We start from the raw sequence: 17,582 nt of genomic DNA on the forward strand, positions 1-17,582 counted from the left end.
CTTTCCCACGCTATGGCTGAGGCGGGCGGCTGCGGCATCTTCGTGGCGCGTTAAAGTAATCGAGGCGCATTTTCTTGACCGATGACACAAATCAAACCGTCAAGACCGAGCATGCTCCGCTGCAAGCGATGGTCTACCGCACTCTGCGCACCCGCCTTGTCACGGGTGCGATCTCGCCTGACCAGATCCTGTCCTCGCGAAGAATTGCGCGCGAATTGGGGGTCAGCCCGATGCCGGTTCGCGAAGCGATCTCGCGGCTTGCTGCGGAACGTGCGCTGGAAGTGCGGTCGAAAAGCAGCGTCGTCGTGCCTGAAATGACCACCGCGAGATTTGATGATCTGCTTTTCAGCCGCCTTCAACTTGAACCTGCCGCCGCCGCCCGTGCCCTTGATGGCGTCACGACCGAATTGATCGACGAGTTGCACGGGATCGACGAGGCCATGAACCGCGGTCTTTCCTCGGGCGATGTGGCTGCCTACATGCTGGGCAACTTCGAGTTTCATTTCAAGATTTACGGAGCCGTTCCCGGCCCCACCCTCATGCAGCTTATCGAAACGCTCTGGCTGCAATTCGGCCCGATGATGCGCCTTGTTTTCGAACGATATGCGCCGACCCACAATGAAGAAGACAAGCATCCGCTGATCCTGCGCGCCCTGCGCCAACGCGATGCGGGTATGTTAGCGGACGCAGTAGCCGCAGATATCCGCGACGGAATGCGACTGGTGCGAACCGGATGCGACAGGTGAATATCTGCGATCTCAGATATCGATTGACAGGCTGAGATCTCAGAACTAGCGTCACACCACGACCCACCCCCGTGCATCTTACTGTCGCGCGACCAGCGACCAAAACGCATGGCCCATGAACGGAGATTGACATGTCTGGCCATTCCGTCACGGCAAATGCTTCAGCAATGACCGAAACGGTGATCGCGGCACTGGTTGACGCCATCGGTTCAGGAAGTGTCCTGACCGATCCGGCAGACCGCGCACGATATGAAAGCGATTGGCGCAACCGTTATTCCGGCACGGCGAGCTGTGTGGTCTTGCCTCGCTCGACGGCTGAAGTGGCCAAGGTAATGTCGATCTGCTACGAGGCCCGCGTGGCGGTGGTACCCCAAGGCGGCCGGACCGGCCTGGTCGGCGGCGCGATCCCGCAAATACCTTCGGTCGTCATTTCCCTCGAACGTATGACGCAGATACGTGCATTCGATCCGCTTGGCATGACGCTTGCGGTCGATGCGGGTCTTACCCTTGGCGCGGCGCGGGCTTACGCGGGCGAACACGATCTGGCACTGCCGATCCTGATCGGGGCCGAAGGCTCGGCCCAGATCGGCGGAATCATCGCGACCAATGCCGGCGGCAGTAATGTGCTGCGATACGGCATGACACGTCAAAGGGTCATCGGACTTGAGGTCGTGCTTGCGGACGGGCGAATCTGGAACGGAATGCGGTCCGTCGCCAAGGACAATACCGGCTACGGCTTGCAGCACCTGTTCATTGGCAGCGAGGGCACGCTTGGTATCGTGACCGGCGCTGTCCTGCAGTTAAGTCCCGCCCCGCGCGGCGTTGTCACGGCACTTTGCCCGGTTCCGTCCATCGATGCCGCGCTGTCCGTCCTGCTCAAATTGCGCGCTGCAATGCCGGAAGCCCTCGTCGCGTTCGAGTTCATGAGCGCGGCAACCGTTGCGCTGATCGCCTCACAGCGCCCCGATCTTGCCGCCGCGCTAGCTATTTCGGGTGAAAGCGGCGCCTGCCTTCTGGTGGAATGCGAAGACTTCACCGGAACCGATGCAACGCAGGACCGGATGCACGACGCATTGGGTAACGCACTTGAAACGGGCGAGATCTCGGATGCCTTGCTTGCCCAAAGCGTCGCACAGCGAGACGCCATCTGGGCCTTCCGGGAAGCTATCTCCTTTGCTCAAAACGGTGTCGGATACTCGGTCAAGAACGATGTCTCGGTTCCGATCGGACGGATACCGGACCTGCTGGCGCAAGGCAGCGCGGCCATCATGGCGATTTGCCCCGATGCCGTGCCGATTTGCTATGGCCATCTGGGCGACGGAAATATCCATTTCAATGTCAGCCCTGCCGTGCCCGAAGCTTCCGCCGCCCTGCAAGGCTGCGAGCCGCAAATCAACGCCGCATTGGCCGATTTGTCCGAAGAACTGGGCGGCAGCTTTTCCGCCGAACATGGTGTGGGCCAATCGAAACGCGACAGTCTTTCGCGGCTCCGCTCTGGTCCGGAGCTTGAGATGATGCGGCAGATCAAGGCCGCGCTGGACCCGCTGGGACTGATGAATACCGGCAAGTTGCTCTGACGACTGCCACAATCCAAACGAAACTGGAGACGAAAATGTCCTACCCAACCCCGATGATGTTCATCGCCGGAAAATGGTGCGCGGCCTCGGATAATGCCAGCCAGCCCGTGCTGAACCCCGCCACCGAGGAGATCATCGGTCATGTGCCGCTGGCGACCGCCGAAGATCTGGACCGCGCCGTCGAGGCCGCTGTTCAGGGCTTTGCCATCTGGCGCAATGTCGGGGTCTTCGACCGCTACAAGATCATGCGCAAGGCAGGTGAACTGGTCCGCGAACGCGCGCAGGACATCGCCCGCAACCTGACACTGGAACAGGGCAAACCCCTGCCCGAGGCAATGGTCGAAACCATGGCCTGCGCCGACGTGATCGACTGGTTCGCCGAGGAGGGTCGCCGCAACTATGGCCGGATCATTCCGGCACGGGCACCGAACGTGCATCAGCAGGTCATCCGTGAACCGGTCGGCCCAGTCGCGGCCTTTACTCCATGGAACTTCCCGCTGAACCAAGCCGTGCGCAAGATTTCCGCGGCTCTGGCGACGGGTTGCTCGATCGTCATCAAAGCCCCCGAGGAAACCCCCGCCAGCCCGATGGCCCTGATCAAGGCCTTTATCGACGCGGGTGTGCCGGACACGGTGCTCAGCCTTGTTTTCGGCGTCCCCGCAATGGTGTCGAACCATCTGATCCCGCATCCGGATATCCGCAAGATCTCGTTCACGGGTTCGACGGCGATCGGCAAGGAACTGTCCGCGCTGGCCGGTCTGCACATGAAGCGCAGCACGATGGAACTGGGTGGCCACGCACCTGCGATTGTCTTCGCGGATGCGGATGTCGATCTGGCGGCCAAGCTTCTCAGCTTCAACAAATTCCGCAATGCCGGACAGGTCTGCGTGTCTCCGACCCGCTTCCTGATCCACGAGAACGTCATGGACCAATTCCTTGACCGGTTCGAAGCCGCAGCCACTGCCCTGAAAGTCGGCAATGGTCTGGACGAGGGTGTCACGATGGGCCCGCTTGCCCATGCCCGCCGTCTGACGGCGATGGAGGACATTGTCGGCGATGCCCGCGAAAAAGGCGCCGAGATCCGTCTGGGCGGTGCGCGCCATGGCAACAAGGGCTATTTCTTCCAGCCGACCATCATGAGTTCGGTTCCGGAAAATGCGCGAATCATGCATGAGGAGCCCTTTGGCCCCATCGCGCCGATGATCACCTTCCGCGACGAAGCCGCCCTGATGGCAGAAGTTAACCGCCTGCCCTACGGTCTGGCGGCCTATGCGTTTACCTCGGCAGCCGAGACCCGCGCGATGCTTGCCGACAAGGTCGAGGCCGGAATGCTGACCATCAACCATCTGGGACTTGCCTTGCCCGAAGTGCCGTTCGGCGGGATCAAGGATTCCGGTTACGGTTCGGAAGGCGGAACCGAGGCACTTGACGCCTATGTGAACACGAAATTCGTGACTCAAGTCGCCTGAACAACAAATGCGCCTGCCTTCAATGGCAGGCGCAGATTTCCGGTTCCGGTCAGTGATCCGCTACGCGGATGAACTCCATCCCCTGCGTGATATCGGCGCGGATAGCCCGGACAAACCCCTCGCAATCCTGACGTGACAACGCATCCGTGGCATGGCGGTGATAGTCGTCAGCCAAGGCGCTCGCCCCGTATTGGCCGCTGATCAGCCGCATTGACGGGCCGTATTGCAGCCAGAGAATCTCAATCAGCCGCAGAATGGTCGGCGCGCCGCTGCGACGATAGATCAAAAAGTGAAACGCAAAATTGCTTTTCATGTAAAGCGTCAGGTCGCCATCCCGGATTGCCGCGTTGACGTGGCCGTCCAACCGCACCAGTTCCTTCAGATCGGCTTGCGTAAGATTGTCGAATGCACGCGCCGCCGCTTCCGGTTCAAGCTGGATCCGCGAGAACAGCACGTCGCGATGATTGGCCATGCTCAGCTTCGGCACCTCGATCGTGCGGCTGTCGGCAAATCGAAGCCCGCCTTCCGCCACCAGCCTGCGGATCGCATCGCGCACCGGAATGACACTCAGTTCATGCTGGGTCGCGATAGCGCGGATCGAGACCCGTTCTCCGGGCATGAACTCACCCTCGCACAGCTTCCTGCTTAAAACCTGATGCAACTGGTCCGCGGCCGTATCCGGCACATAATTTTCGTTTTCGATGCCCACAATTCCTCCTTAATTGTTGACGCGTGTTATATCACGTTCTACGGTCATATAACACATCGAGAAACGTTCCGCGACTCCGGAGATACAGTTGTCCCAATCCGTTCCTATCCGCCAAGACGCAGCCTATCTGCTTGCTGCGCATTGTGACCTGAACGGCGTGTTCCGTGGCAAGCGTCTTCCTTTGTCGGCGGCGGACAAGTTGGCTTCCGGTGGCATCCGGATGCCCATGTCGTCGATCGGAGTCGATATTTGGGGCACGGATGTCATCGGCAATTCGCTGACCTTCGATCAGGGAGATCTGGACGGTATCGTCGAACCGACGGGTCGTGGTCCGCTGCCGTTGGCCTTTGGCGCCACACCCGCCCTGTTCACGCCGATGTGGATGCGCAAAGAGGACGGGCAGCCGTTTTTTGGCGATCCGCGCCGCACTCTGGCCGCCGTTCTGGACCAGTTCGCGGCTCACGGACTGACACCCGTGGTGGCGACCGAAGTCGAGTTCTATCTGGTCGACCCCGCTGCCCGCTCTGCGCAACCCATGGCGGTGCCGGATGTGAAGCACACCGATTGCAGCGACACCATCTATTCGATGCAGGAACTGGCTGATGTCGACGCATTCCTGAACGAGGTCTACCGGATCGCGGCGGATTGCGGCGTGGCCGTGGACGGCGCGACCTCGGAAAGCGGGCCGGGTCAGTTCGAGTTCAATCTGATGCACGGCCCCGACGCGCTGAAGGTTGCCGATGACACGGTGCTGTTCAAGCAGATCGTCCGCAGCGCCGCCCGCAGGCACGGTTTCGCGGCCAGTTTCATGGCAAAGCCCTATGCCGATCACTCGGGCAGCGGGTTGCATGTCCATTTCAGCCTGATCGATGCCCAAGGCCGCAACATATTCGATGACGGGACGCGGGAAGGCACGGACGCGATGCGCCATGCCGTCGCCGGTGTGCTGGCGGCCATGCATGACAGCACGCTGATTTTCGCTCCGCACCAGAACTCGTATCGCCGTCTCAGACCCGGAACGCTGGCGCCGACAACCGTCGCATGGGGATATGAGAACCGCACCGCGGCGCTGCGGATTCCGGGCGGCCCCTCGGTCGCGCGGCGGATCGAGCATCGCGTCTCGGGTGCGGATGCCAACCCCTATCTGGTCATTGCCGCCATCCTTGCAGCCGCGCTGGACGGGATTGCGACCGCCGCCGAGCCACCAGCCCCCCTTGCTGGAAATGTCCACGATTCGGACGCACCGCATATCCCGGCAGATTGGCGCAGCGCCCTGTCGGTCTTTGAAACAAGCCCGCTCATCGCACGACTGTTTCACCCCGAATTCATCGCAATGTTCACGGCCTGCAAGCGGCAGGAACTGGACGTATTCGACCGCGAGATCACCGCGCTCGAATATCACAGCTACCTGCACACGGTTTAACGATCATGGCCGAGGCACATACCACTTCCTATTACGCTGCCACCCAGCATCCCTATACCCCCTTCCCTGAATTGGAAGGCGAGATCAAAGCTGATGTCGTCATCATCGGCGGCGGATTCACCGGTGTGAACAGCGCCATCGAACTGGCGGATCGCGGCTTTAGCGTCGTCCTGCTTGAAGCAAATCGCATCGGCTGGGGCGCGACAGGCCGCAATGGCGGACAGATCACAGGCTCTCTGTCGGGTGACAAGGCAATGGCGCGTGAGTTCCGCCGCTCGCTTGGCAGTGACACTGATGACTTCATCTGGAACCTGCGCTGGCGCGGTCATCAGATCATCCGCAAGCGCGTTAACCGCTTTGCCATCGATTGCGATCTGAAGCAGGGTCACATCCAGACCGCCTGCGCTCCGGCCCACCTTCCCGAATTGCGGACGATGTATGCGGAAGCCGTCCGACGCGGCATGGCTGACGATGTCGAATTCGTCGAGCAGGACCGGATCAAGGAGTTCGTCGATTCGCCGATCTATCTGGGCGGGCTGGTCAACCGGCGAAACATGCATGTCCATTCGCTGAACCTTTGCCTTGGCGAAGCGCAGGCGGCTGCCAAACTTGGGGTGCAGGTATACGAAAACAGCCGCGTCCTGCGGATCGAGGAAGGCGCCCGTCCGGTCGTCGTCACCAAAAGCGGCCGCGTCACTGCCGACAAAGTGCTTCTGGCAGGGAATGCCTATCACCGTCTGGGCAAGCGCAAGATGCGCGGCGCGCTGTTCCCTGCGGCGCTGGGGATCGTCGCGACCGCGCCCTTGGGCAAGGACGTGGCCCGCACGATCAACCCGCATGACATGGCGATCTATGACAACCGCTTCGTGCTGGATTACCACCGCCTGACCGCCGACAACCGACTGATCTTTGGCGGCGGCACCAACTATTCGGGTCGTCCCAGCAGCGATATCGCCGCCGAACTGCGCCCCTCGATCGAGCGCACCTTCCCGCAACTCAAGGGCGTCGGGATCGAGTTCGGATGGTCAGGGCTTGCCGGAATTATCGTCAACCGCATCCCGCATCTGGGACGGATCGCGCCGAACATCTTTTACGCCGAGGGCTATTCCGGCCACGGCATCGCCACCACCCATATCGTCGCCGAAATCATGGCCGAGGCGATTTCCGGCACGATGCGGGAATTCGATGTCTTTGCAGGCGTGCGCCACATGCGCCTGCCATTGGGAACATGGGCGGGCCAGCAGGCCATCGCCCTTGGCATGTTCTACTACCGGCTAAAGGAGCGGCTCCGCTAGCCATTCGTCCAATCCAGCGAGAAGCGCGAAAAGCGCCGCAATCCCCCAACGCAGAGGTAACACGATGAACAAAGGAAAAATCACCGTCATGCCCGGAAGCGGCGCAATGTCCCGTCGCGGCTTCATGTCAACCAGCGCGGCACTTGGTCTGGCGCTGGGGGCGGGCGGATCATTGCTGCCGCGCACAGCGCGCGCCCAGTCCCAGACTCCGGTCAAGGGCGGCAAGCTGCGCGCCGGTATTTTGGGCGCCACGTCGAACACCAACGATCCGGCGCTGCGTCAGGACGAGTTCGGTGTGATGGCGGCCTATACGACCTTCAACCACCTCGTTGAGCTCAAGGCCGACAAGACGATCGAACCCGAACTGGCCGAAAGCTGGGAAGCCAAGCCCGGCGCGACCGAATGGGTGTTCAACCTGCGCAAGGGCGTCGAATTCCATAACGGTAAGACGCTGGATGCCAATGACGTGATCTATTCGATCAACCGTCACCGTGGCGAGGCCTCGCAATCCGGCGCGAAAAGCCTGATGGCCGGTATTACCGACATCAAGGCGCTCGACAGCCACCAGATCCTGATCACGCTGGACAGCCCGAACGCGGATCTGCCGTTCAATTTCTCGGGCGACCATCTGGCGATTTCCCCTGCGGAATACGAGGACTGGATGAAGCCCGTCGGCACGGGCGGCTATGTCCAGACCTCGTTCGAGCCGGGCGTCCGCGCCACATGGACCCGCAACCCGAACTACTGGAAAGAAGGTCGCGCCCATGTCGACGAAGTCGAATTCCTTGTCCTGAACGACCCGCAGGCCCGTCTGGCGGCATTGCAATCGGGCCAGATCGACGCGCTTGGCCTTGTCGATCCGGGTGCGGTCGATCTGCTGCGCGGCATCCCCGGCGTTCAGGTCGTGAACAGCGCGGGCGGGCAGTTTTGGAGCTACGCGCTCAACTGCAAGAAAGGCCCCTTCACCGATCCGAACCTGCGGATGGCGATGAAATACGGCCTCGACCGGCAAAAGATCCTCGATCTGGTCCTACGCGGCAACGGCGCATTGGGCAACGACCAACCGCTGCCGAAAACCGATCCCTTCTTCAACCCCGAGATCGCCCAGCGTCCCTATGACCCTGACCAAGCCCTGCACTACCTGCGCAAGGCCGGAATGGAGAGCCTGTCGATCAAGCTGGACACCTCGGACGCGACCTTCGCGAACTCGGCCAATGTCGGCCAGATCTATGCACAGGGCGCGAAAAAAGGCGGCATCAACCTTGAGGTCGTGCGCCAACCCGCCGACGGTTATTGGGATCAGGTCTGGCTGAATGTCGATCACCCGATGACGACCGGCGTCTGGATGGGCCGCCCCACGGCCGACATGATCATGTCGATGGTCTATGCCTCGAAGGCGCCTTGGAACGAAGCCTTCTGGGGCAATGCCCGCTTCGACGAGTTGCTGATCTCGGCACGAGGCGAGTTGGATCAGGCCAAGCGCAAGGCGATGTATTGGGAAATGCAATCGCTGATCCACGAGGATGGCGGCCATGTCGTTCCAGTCTTCGCCGATTTCATCGACGCTTACGGACCTCGGGTTCGTGGTCTTGAACCAAGCCCGTCCTGGTATCTGATGGGCGCGCGCTTCACCGAGCGGGTCTGGCTGGACGGCTGAGGGAATGACGAAATACCTTTTGAAACGTCTGTTTGCAGGTGTGCTGCTGGTCCTTGGGGCCAGCGCCATCCTGTTCTTTGCAGGCGAACTGTTGCCGGGTGACTTCGCGAGCCGGATGCTCGGCTCGCAAGCCACCCCCGAAGCTGTCGAGGCGCTCCGCCAGTCGCGCGGTCTGGATCAGCCCGCGTTGACCCGCTACCTGATGTGGCTGGGCGGCCTGCTGCAAGGCGATCTTGGCGTTTCGCTGACCAATGGCCGCGAAATCGGGCCGCTGATCGCGACTCGCCTGTCCAACACGCTGACCTTGGCGGGGCTTGCGGCACTGGTCGCGGTCCCCTTCGCGGTCGGTCTGGGCACACTGGCCGCGATGTACCGCAATACGTGGTTTGACCGGCTGGTCCTGATGCTGTCGATGGTGACGGTCGCGACACCCGAATTTTTCTTCGCCTATCTCGCCATCGCGTTCTTTGCGGTGCAACTGCACCTGCTGCCCTCGATTTCCATCGTCACCTCGGACATGAGCTTTGCCGACAAGGTTCCGCTTCTGATCCTGCCGGTTCTGACGCTTGTCGTCACCACCTCGGCCCATATGATCCGGCTGACACGCGCCAGCCTGATTTCGGTGATGGATAGCGAATATGCAGGCACGGCCATGCTCAAAGGCCTGCCGCAATGGAAGATCGTGCTGCGCCATCTTCTGCCCAACGCCATGAGCCCGATTGCCGCCGTCGTGGTGCTGAATCTGGCCGACCTGATCGTCGGGTTGATCATCGTCGAGGCAATTTTTGCCTATCCCGGCATGGGTCAGTTGATGGTCGATTCCGTCTCGAAGCAGGATGTTACTGTCGTGCAGGCCTGCGGTCTGATCTTTGCGGTCACCTACATCGTTCTGAACATGATCGCGGATTTGTTGGCGATCCTGCTGAACCCTCGGCTGAGGTACAAGTCATGATGCTTTCCGACGCCCGCCCGCCGCGCGTCCGGCGTTTCCGGCTGGGCTGGTTGCCCGTGTCCTTGGCCGCCGCCTTTTGTGCCATCTGCCTGATCGCGGCGCTGGCCGCGCCGTGGATCGCCCCTTTCGACGAAGCCGAGATGGTCGGCATGCCATGGCAGCCCCCCGATGCGACCTTTTGGTTGGGAACCGACCAGTTGGGCCGCGATATGCTGACCCGCATCATCTACGGCGCGCGCACCTCGATTGGCCTTTCGTTTGCCATCGTCACGCTGGCCTTCGCCATCGGCATGTCGCTAGGACTTTTCGCCGTTACGCTTGGCGGTTGGGTCGATCAGTTGATCAGCCGCGCGGTCGATCTGTTCATGTCGCTGCCTCCGCTGGTGCTGGCCTTGCTGGCGATCAGCATTACGGGAACCTCGCTGGTCACTTTGACCGTGATCGCAGCTCTTCTTGCGGCGCTCAGGGTGTTTCGTCTGACCCGCTCGCTTGGCCTTGATATCGCATCGCGTGAATTCGTCGATGTCGCAAGGCTGCGCGGAGACAGCACCTGGTCGATCATGCGACACGAGATCCTGCCGAACGCCGCCGTGCCGCTGATTGCCGAATTCGGTCTGCGCTTTGTCTTCGCCTTCCTTTTCGTGGCGTCTTTGTCCTTTCTTGGTCTTGGAGTGCAGCCTCCGACGGCCGATTGGGGCGGCATGGTCCGCGAGAATGTCGGAGCCTTCAACTATGGCCATATGTCGCCTCTGATCCCGGCGGGTTTCATCGCGCTTCTGGCGATCTCGGTAAACCTGTTGGGCGACTGGTTTGTCGAAAAACGGGGTAAGATGTGATGACCAACAATCTTTTGCGGGTACGCGATCTTTGCATCGACGCTCCGGCCAGCAAGGGGCCGATCCGCATTGCCCAAGGCATAGATTTCGATCTGCACCGCGGCGAGGTCCTTGCCCTGATCGGGGAATCCGGCGCGGGGAAATCCACTATCGGCATCGCGACCTTGGGTGCTGGTCGAGGCGGCGCCTATATCGCCCAAGGCAGCATCCTGCTGGAAGGCGAGGATATCATGGCCAAGGGCGCCGCGCGGTTGCGCTCGATCCGCGGGTTGAGGGTCGCGTATGTGGCCCAGTCGGCGGCCTCGGCGTTCAATCCCGCGCATCGGCTGATCGATCAGGTCACCGAAACGATCATCAGTCGCGGCATCATGGACCGTCCCGCGGCCCGCAGCCGCGCTATCGAGCTGTTCAGGAAGCTGGGCCTGCCATCGCCCGAGACTTTCGGCGAGAAGTTTCCCCATCAGGCCTCAGGCGGTCAGTTGCAACGCGCCATGACCGCAATGGCGATCTGCGCCGGGCCCGAATTGATCGTCTTTGACGAGCCAACGACGGCCCTTGATGTGACGACCCAGATCGAAGTGCTGCTGTCGATCCGCCAGGCCATCCGCGACGAGGGCATGGCAGCCATCTATATTTCGCATGATCTGGCGCTTGTGGCACAGATCGCCGATCAGATCATGGTGCTGCGCCACGGGCAGATCGTCGAGACCGGACCGACGCGCGACATTATAGAAAGGCCGCAACAGGACTACACCCGCCGCCTGATCGCCGTGCAATCCGTGGCACTACCCACGCGTTCATCCCAGCCGGTCATGCTCGAGATCAGTGGGATCAATGCCAGCTACGGTCGGGTGCCGGTTCTGCACAATATCAACCTTTCGGTCGCCAAGGGACGGACCTTGGCGCTGGTGGGGGAATCCGGTTCGGGCAAATCGACTTTGGGCAAGGTCGTGGCAGGATTGTTGCCCCCCGATTCCGGTCGCGTGACGCTGGTAGACCGCCCGTTGTCCAGCAGCTTGTCCGGCCGTTCGCGACAGGATTTGCGCGACATCCAACTGGTGCATCAGAACCCCGATCTGGCGCTGAACCCGCGCCGCAGCGTCGGGGACTCGATCGGGCAGGCCGTCACCATGTTTCGCGGGCTGACCAACAAGGATTGCAGCCGCGAGGTCGCCCATCTGCTTGAGCAGGTAAACCTTGATCCCGCTTTGGCAACGCGTCTGCCCCATGCCTTGTCGGGTGGACAGAAACAACGCGTCTGTATCGCGCGGGCTCTTGCCGCCAATCCGCGCCTGATCATCTGCGACGAGGTGACCAGCGCCCTTGATCCTCTGGTCGCCGAGGGGGTCCAGAATCTATTGCGCCAATTGCAAGAGGACGAGGGCGTCTCGTACCTGTTCATCACCCATGACTTTGGCGCAGTTCGGGCAATGGCCGACGAGGTCGCCGTCATGCGCCAAGGGTCAGTCATCGCCTATGGCCCGACCGGACAGGTGCTGAACGCGCCGCAAGACCCCTACACACAAAAACTGATCAGCTCGGTTCCCGAACTTCGGGTCGGCTGGCTGGATGACATCGTGGCCGCGCGGACTGCGCCACAGAATGCAAGAACGGAGAAGATGACGTGACGAACCAAGCAAACGCCCTTCTGATCGCCGCGACGGGCGAAGACCCCGAGCCCTACCGTCAGGATCTGGCGCGCCGCCTGCCCGATCTTGCGATCCATGCCGAGGGCGAGGATTACGATCCCGCAACCATCGCCTATGCCCTGTGCTGGAAACCGACCCCCGGTCTGCTTGCAACGCTGCCCGGGCTGGAGGCGATTTTCTCGATGGGTGCGGGCATCGACCATATCCTTGCCGATCCCGAATTACCGGTCGCGCCGCCGATCGTCCGTCTGATGCATGATCGCACCCGCGACCAGATCCGCGATTATGTCGTTCATTGCGTCCTGCATTACTATCGCCAGATGGACGTCGCGGCCCGTCAGCAGACCGAAAAATCGTGGAAATTTCTTCAGATACGGGACAAATCTCAACTCAAGGTCGGGATACTTGGCCTAGGCGAAATGGGAACTGCGGCGGCTCAGGGTCTGACGGCACTTGGATTTACCGTCATGGGCTGGGCGCGCAGCCCCAAAAACATTGCGGGCGTGACCAGCTTTCACGGCGCGGATGGTCTGGCCCAGATGCTGCCTCAGGTCAGCTACCTGATCTCGCTGCTGCCCGCGACGGACGAAACCGTCGGACTGCTGGACGCCAAGCTGTTCGCGGCCTTGCCGCGTGGTGCGGTCGTCGTCAATCTGGGTCGAGGCAACCACCTGATCGCTGACGATCTGCTGGCCGCGCTCCACTCGGGCCAGATCGGAGCGGCGACGCTTGACGTCTTCGCCCCCGAGCCAATGCCGCAGGACAGCCCATTCTGGACCCATCCGAATGTCCGGATCACCCCGCATATCGGCAGCGACGGGAATGGCCAGATCATCGCCGATGCCGTCGGGCTGAACATCGAACGTATGTCACGCGGACTCGCTCCCGAGCCGGTCGGCGACCGCAACCGTGGTTACTAAGGAAACGAACATGACCAACCTGATCCGCATCGACCACAATCCCGCCTCTGCTCCGGAACTTGGCTCGCCCCGCCCCGAGCGCGTGATCGAAGGCAACCCGACGTCCCAGTCCTGGGACATGGAAGCCACGCCCGATGGCAAGGTAACCTGTGGCGTCTGGGAGGTGGCCCCCGGAGCCTGGAACGTCGTCAAGGACGCCTGGGAATTGATGACGATCATCTCGGGCCATTCGGAACTGACCGAGGACGGCGGCGAGACAATCGTGCTTGTTCCGGGCACCAGCGTCGTCATGCGCGCGGGCTTTCGCGGCGTCTGGCGCGTGATCGAACCGACCCGCAAAGTCTGGACAATCTACGAAGCCTGAACTTTTCAGGGGGACCGGCCCAAGGAAACGGACTGGTCCCCCTATGACGAATTATCGGCCCAGCCGCAGTCCCTGCCCTTCGAGCCAGACAAATCCGTTGGCAGGAAGTTCCAGCCGCCCTGCCGCAAGCCCGCCATGCGAGGGACCGCAGATCGCGGCTTGACCCTTCAGCCTGAGCGACAGGGGTTTCGGGGACAGGTTGAACACGCAGGTCAGTTCCTGCCCTTCATGGACACGCCGGAAGGAGAGGCATGGCTCGGCAGGTTTCATGAACTCGATATCGCCCCAACGCAAAGCCGGACGCGCCTTGCGAAAGGCGATTGTCTCGCGATAGGCGGCCAGAACGCTGTCGGCCTGTTCTTCCTGCAGATCAACCGCATGGGCGGCCTGTTCCGGCTTTACCGGCAGCCACGGCTTTCCGCTTGAAAAACCGGCATTCGGGGCTGACGCTTCCCAGACCATGGGGGTGCGGCAGCCATCTCGACCCTTGATCTCGGGCCAGAAACGCAAGGCGGGCGGGTCTGTCAGTTCTTCATAGACAAGTGCGGATTCAAGCTGGCCCAGTTCCTCGCCCTGATACAAACAGATCGTACCGGGAAACGAGCACAGCATCGCAATCGCCTGCCGCGCCAATGCGACTGGATCCGCGCCTTCCTTCTCCCAACGGCTGACATGGCGCACCACGTCATGGTTCGAGAAACTCCAGCAGGAATGGCCATCGGGTGCGCCAAGCCGGACACCCTGAATGGCACGGCGGAAATGGGCGGCGGTGAATTCCGGACTGAGCATCTCGAACGAATAGCACATATGCAGCCGGTCATCTCCGGCGGTGTATTGCGCCATGATGTCTATCGCGGCCTGCCCGCCATCGCCCACCTCGCCGACCATCATGCGGTCCGGAAATTCATCGGTCAGCGCGCGCAGGCGTTTGAGAAAACCGATATTCTCGGGCTGGTTCTTCGAATGAATGTGGCGCTGGAAACCGAACGTGTCCGGTCCGGTGTGCTTGCGGTTTGGCGGGTTGTCGCGAAGTTTCGCGTCGTGGAAATAGTAGTTCACGGTATCCAGCCGGAAGCCGTCAACGCCACGCTTTAGCCAGAAGCGCATCGAGCCGATCAGAACGTCCTGCACCTCGGGATTCCACATGTTCAGGTCGGGCTGCTCGGTCAGGAAGTTGTGCATGTAATATTGCCGACGGCGGGGCTCCCATTCCCATGCGGGGCCGCCAAAGACAGATGGCCAGTTGTTCGGAGGCGTTCCGTCGGGTTTCGGCTCGGCCCAGACATACCAATCGGCCTTCGGATTGCTCCGGTCGCGACGGCTTTCGACAAACCACGGATGCTTGTCGCTGGAATGGCTGATGACCTGATCGATGATCACCTTCAGACCCAGATCGTGTGCGCGGGCGATCAGCGCGTCGAAATCGGCCAAGCTGCCGAAGATCGGGTCGATATCGGTGTAATCGGATACGTCATAGCCCATGTCCTTCATCGGAGAGGTGAAGATCGGCGACAGCCAGATGGCATCGGCGCCCAGATCCCTGACATGATCCAGCCTTCGGGTGATGCCGCGCAAATCACCGATGCCGTCACCGTCACTGTCCTGAAAGCTGCGGGGATAGATCTGATAGATCACCGCATCGCGCCACCATTCGACCATCTGTGCCCTCATTTTGACCTAAACCCTTGCCACCACTCAAGCACGGCCACGAAGATCCGCAAATCATCTTGTGACAGCAACGGTCGCATTGCCCGAATCTTTGGCCACGCTACAGTGATCGACATGGGAAAACCGAACGCACCTATGCTTCCAAGCGATCACGACCTTGCGGCATTGCGCGAGGGGCGCTGCGACAACCCGTTCGACATCCTCGGTCCGCATGGCAACGGCAAAGAGCGCTGGCTGACGGTCTACCATCCGGACCTGACCGAATTGCGCGTCTTGGGACAGGATCGCGAGACGCCCTTGCCCCGCCTTTCGGACGCGTTTTTCTCGGGCCCTATTCCACATGGAAGTTATCGGCTGCGCGCCACCGATGACGCAGGCCGGAATTGGGAATTCGACGATCCCTACCGTTTTCCACCGGTTCTGGGCGAGATCGACCTGCATCTGATCGGCGAGGGCAAGCATCATCGTCTGTGGCAGGCTCTTGGCGCGCATATCATCACGCATCAGAATGCCCGAGGCACGCATTTCGCCGTCTGGGCACCGAATGCCCGTCGAGTCTCGGTCGTCGGCGACTTCAATGCTTGGGACGGCCGTCGCAACCCGATGCGCAGGCTTGATGGCAGCGGCGTCTGGGAAATCTTCATGCCCGGACTGGGCGAAGGAACCTGCTACAAATACGAGATCCTCGACAGCAAGGGCGACGTCACATTGCGGGCGGATCCTTTGGGCTTCGGCAGCCAGCACCCTCCCGAGAAAGCCAGCATCGTCCGCGACATCGCGGGCTATGGCTGGCACGATCAGGACTGGATGTCGAAACGCCAGAAGGCGCAGGGCCGCGCCGCGCCTATCTCGATCTACGAGGTGCATCTGGGCAGTTGGCGGCGCAAATGGGACGAAGGCGGCCGACCGCTTTCCTACAAGGAACATGCGGTCGAGCTGGTCGAGTATGCCTCCAGCATGGGTTTCACCCATCTTGAACTCCTGCCCGTCAGCGAGTTTCCCTTTGACGGATCATGGGGGTATCAGCCGGTCGGCCTATATGCCCCGACGATCCGGTTTGGTCCTCCGCACGAATTCCGCGATCTGGTCGATGCGGCGCATCAGGCGGGGTTGGGGGTGCTGCTGGATTGGGTGCCCGGACATTTCCCGACCGACGCCCATGGGCTGGCGCGTTTCGATGGCACCGCACTTTACGAACATGCCGACCCGCGCGAGGGTTTCCATCAGGACTGGAACACCCTGATCTACAATTACGGCCGGAACGAGGTGCAGAACTATCTGACCGCCAATGCGGTCTATTGGCTTCAGGAATACCACATCGACGGGTTGCGGGTCGATGCGGTCGCCTCGATGTTGTATCGCGACTATTCGCGCAAACCCGGCCAATGGATTCCGAATAGGGACGGCGGGCGCGAAAACTACGAGGCCATCGCCTTTCTGGAAAACATGAACATCGCCGCCAATGGCGAAGCGCCCGGCATCATGACCGTGGCCGAAGAAAGCACATCCTTTCCCAAAGTTTCGGCGCCGGTCGATGCGGGGGGCTTGGGTTTTGGCTACAAATGGAACATGGGCTGGATGAACGACACGCTGCGCTACATGTCGCGCGAACCGATCCACCGCAAATACCATCACGACCAGATGACTTTTGGCCTGATGTACGCGTTCTCGGAAAACTTCATCCTTCCGATCAGCCATGACGAAGTCGTTCATGGCAAGGGCAGCATGTTGCGCAAGATGCCGGGCGACGAATGGCAGCAATTCGCCAATCTGCGCGCCTATTACGCCTTCATGTGGACCCATCCCGGCAAAAAGCTGTTGTTCATGGGCTGCGAATTCGGCCAGCCCGAAGAATGGAACCATAACGGCGAACTGAACTGGAAAGCGGCCGAAAAGCCTTTGAACCAAGGGTTGCAGCGGCTGGTCCGCGATCTGAACCACCTGTATCGGGAAAACCCCGCCCTTTACCGGCACGATGCCGATCCTAAGGGCTTCCTATGGCTGCGCAGCGATGCCGACCAGTCGATACTGGCCTATCTGCGGCTGGGAGACAAAGGCGATCCCGCCGTCGCGGTCCTGTGCAACATGACGCCTGTGCCGCGTCATGGCTTCAGGATCGGGCTGCCGCAATCGGGTCACTGGATCGAGGCGATCAACACCGATGCCTCGATCTATGGCGGAAGCGGTCAGGGCAATCTGGGCCGCATTACCGCCGAAGACAAAAAGCCGATGGACGGCCAGCCCGCTTCGGCGGCACTGACCTTGCCGCCTTTGTCGGTCGTGGTGCTGGTTGCCGATGAATGACGGGATGCAGATT

At 61.1% G+C, this 17,582-nt stretch carries 14 protein-coding genes; 12 read left to right on the forward strand and 2 right to left on the reverse strand.

What is annotated here, in order from left to right:
* The first annotated feature begins 74 nt into the window (after nucleotides 1-74).
* The 3 genes from GL286_RS09490 (at nucleotide 75) to GL286_RS09500 (ending at nucleotide 3,792) form a co-directional block, all read left to right on the forward strand.
* The gene (locus GL286_RS09490; protein ID WP_155095320.1) at nucleotides 75-746 is read left to right on the forward strand and encodes a GntR family transcriptional regulator; all 672 of its coding nucleotides are present in this window, start codon (nucleotides 75-77) and stop codon (nucleotides 744-746) included.
* Between the two features lie 131 nt (nucleotides 747-877).
* A complete protein-coding gene (locus GL286_RS09495; protein WP_155095321.1) occupies nucleotides 878-2,323 on the forward strand; it encodes an FAD-binding oxidoreductase in 1,446 nt (481 codons plus the stop codon).
* Between the two features lie 35 nt (nucleotides 2,324-2,358).
* Nucleotides 2,359-3,792, forward strand: a complete 1,434-nt coding sequence (locus tag GL286_RS09500) for an NAD-dependent succinate-semialdehyde dehydrogenase (protein WP_211596246.1) — start codon at nucleotides 2,359-2,361, stop codon at nucleotides 3,790-3,792.
* A gap of 49 nt (nucleotides 3,793-3,841) precedes the next feature.
* Here the strand turns inward: GL286_RS09500 and GL286_RS09505 are convergent, their stop codons facing one another.
* Nucleotides 3,842-4,501: an FCD domain-containing protein gene (locus GL286_RS09505; RefSeq protein WP_155095322.1), complete on the reverse strand. Its 660-nt coding sequence runs from the start codon at nucleotides 4,499-4,501 to the stop codon at nucleotides 3,842-3,844.
* A gap of 88 nt (nucleotides 4,502-4,589) precedes the next feature.
* On the opposite strand from GL286_RS09505, the gene GL286_RS09510 reads away from it, so the two are divergent.
* The 8 genes from GL286_RS09510 to GL286_RS09545 all read left to right on the forward strand — a co-directional run bounded on the left by GL286_RS09510 (nucleotide 4,590) and on the right by GL286_RS09545 (nucleotide 13,597).
* Nucleotides 4,590-5,924 carry a glutamine synthetase family protein gene (locus tag GL286_RS09510; RefSeq protein WP_155095323.1) on the forward strand — a complete coding sequence of 445 codons (1,335 nt, stop codon included), beginning with the start codon at nucleotides 4,590-4,592 and terminating at the stop codon, nucleotides 5,922-5,924.
* A 5-nt stretch (nucleotides 5,925-5,929) separates the two neighbouring features.
* Complete coding sequence (locus tag GL286_RS09515) at nucleotides 5,930-7,219, forward strand: NAD(P)/FAD-dependent oxidoreductase (RefSeq protein ID WP_155095324.1); 1,290 nt, start codon at nucleotides 5,930-5,932, stop codon at nucleotides 7,217-7,219.
* A gap of 64 nt (nucleotides 7,220-7,283) precedes the next feature.
* Nucleotides 7,284-8,876, forward strand: a complete 1,593-nt coding sequence (locus GL286_RS09520; protein ID WP_155095325.1) for an ABC transporter substrate-binding protein — start codon at nucleotides 7,284-7,286, stop codon at nucleotides 8,874-8,876.
* A gap of 4 nt (nucleotides 8,877-8,880) precedes the next feature.
* Nucleotides 8,881-9,828, forward strand: a complete 948-nt coding sequence (locus GL286_RS09525) for an ABC transporter permease (protein WP_155095326.1) — start codon at nucleotides 8,881-8,883, stop codon at nucleotides 9,826-9,828.
* Nucleotides 9,825-10,664 carry an ABC transporter permease gene (locus GL286_RS09530; protein WP_246184895.1) on the forward strand — a complete coding sequence of 280 codons (840 nt, stop codon included), beginning with the start codon at nucleotides 9,825-9,827 and terminating at the stop codon, nucleotides 10,662-10,664. Before GL286_RS09525 ends, GL286_RS09530 begins: the two co-directional genes overlap by 4 nt.
* Nucleotides 10,664-12,292 (forward strand): ABC transporter ATP-binding protein, encoded by a 1,629-nt coding sequence (locus GL286_RS09535; RefSeq protein ID WP_155095327.1) that lies wholly within the window; start codon nucleotides 10,664-10,666, stop codon nucleotides 12,290-12,292. Before GL286_RS09530 ends, GL286_RS09535 begins: the two co-directional genes overlap by 1 nt.
* Nucleotides 12,289-13,233: an NAD(P)-dependent oxidoreductase gene (locus GL286_RS22480; protein WP_155095328.1), complete on the forward strand. Its 945-nt coding sequence runs from the start codon at nucleotides 12,289-12,291 to the stop codon at nucleotides 13,231-13,233. The genes GL286_RS09535 and GL286_RS22480 overlap by 4 nt, the downstream gene beginning before the upstream one ends.
* A gap of 10 nt (nucleotides 13,234-13,243) precedes the next feature.
* Complete coding sequence (locus GL286_RS09545) at nucleotides 13,244-13,597, forward strand: cupin domain-containing protein (protein WP_155095329.1); 354 nt, start codon at nucleotides 13,244-13,246, stop codon at nucleotides 13,595-13,597.
* A gap of 51 nt (nucleotides 13,598-13,648) precedes the next feature.
* On the opposite strand, the gene GL286_RS09550 is transcribed toward GL286_RS09545, so the two are convergent.
* Nucleotides 13,649-15,256 carry an alpha-glucosidase family protein gene (locus GL286_RS09550; RefSeq protein WP_155095330.1) on the reverse strand — a complete coding sequence of 536 codons (1,608 nt, stop codon included), beginning with the start codon at nucleotides 15,254-15,256 and terminating at the stop codon, nucleotides 13,649-13,651.
* 144 nt (nucleotides 15,257-15,400) lie between these two features.
* On the opposite strand from GL286_RS09550, the gene glgB reads away from it, so the two are divergent.
* Nucleotides 15,401-17,569 (forward strand): 1,4-alpha-glucan branching protein GlgB, encoded by a 2,169-nt coding sequence (gene glgB, locus GL286_RS09555; RefSeq protein WP_155095331.1) that lies wholly within the window; start codon nucleotides 15,401-15,403, stop codon nucleotides 17,567-17,569.
* The last annotated feature ends 13 nt before the right edge of the window (nucleotides 17,570-17,582 follow it).

Origin of the sequence: Paracoccus aestuariivivens (assembly GCF_009711225.1) — a bacterium.
GTDB lineage: Bacteria > Pseudomonadota > Alphaproteobacteria > Rhodobacterales > Rhodobacteraceae > Paracoccus > Paracoccus aestuariivivens.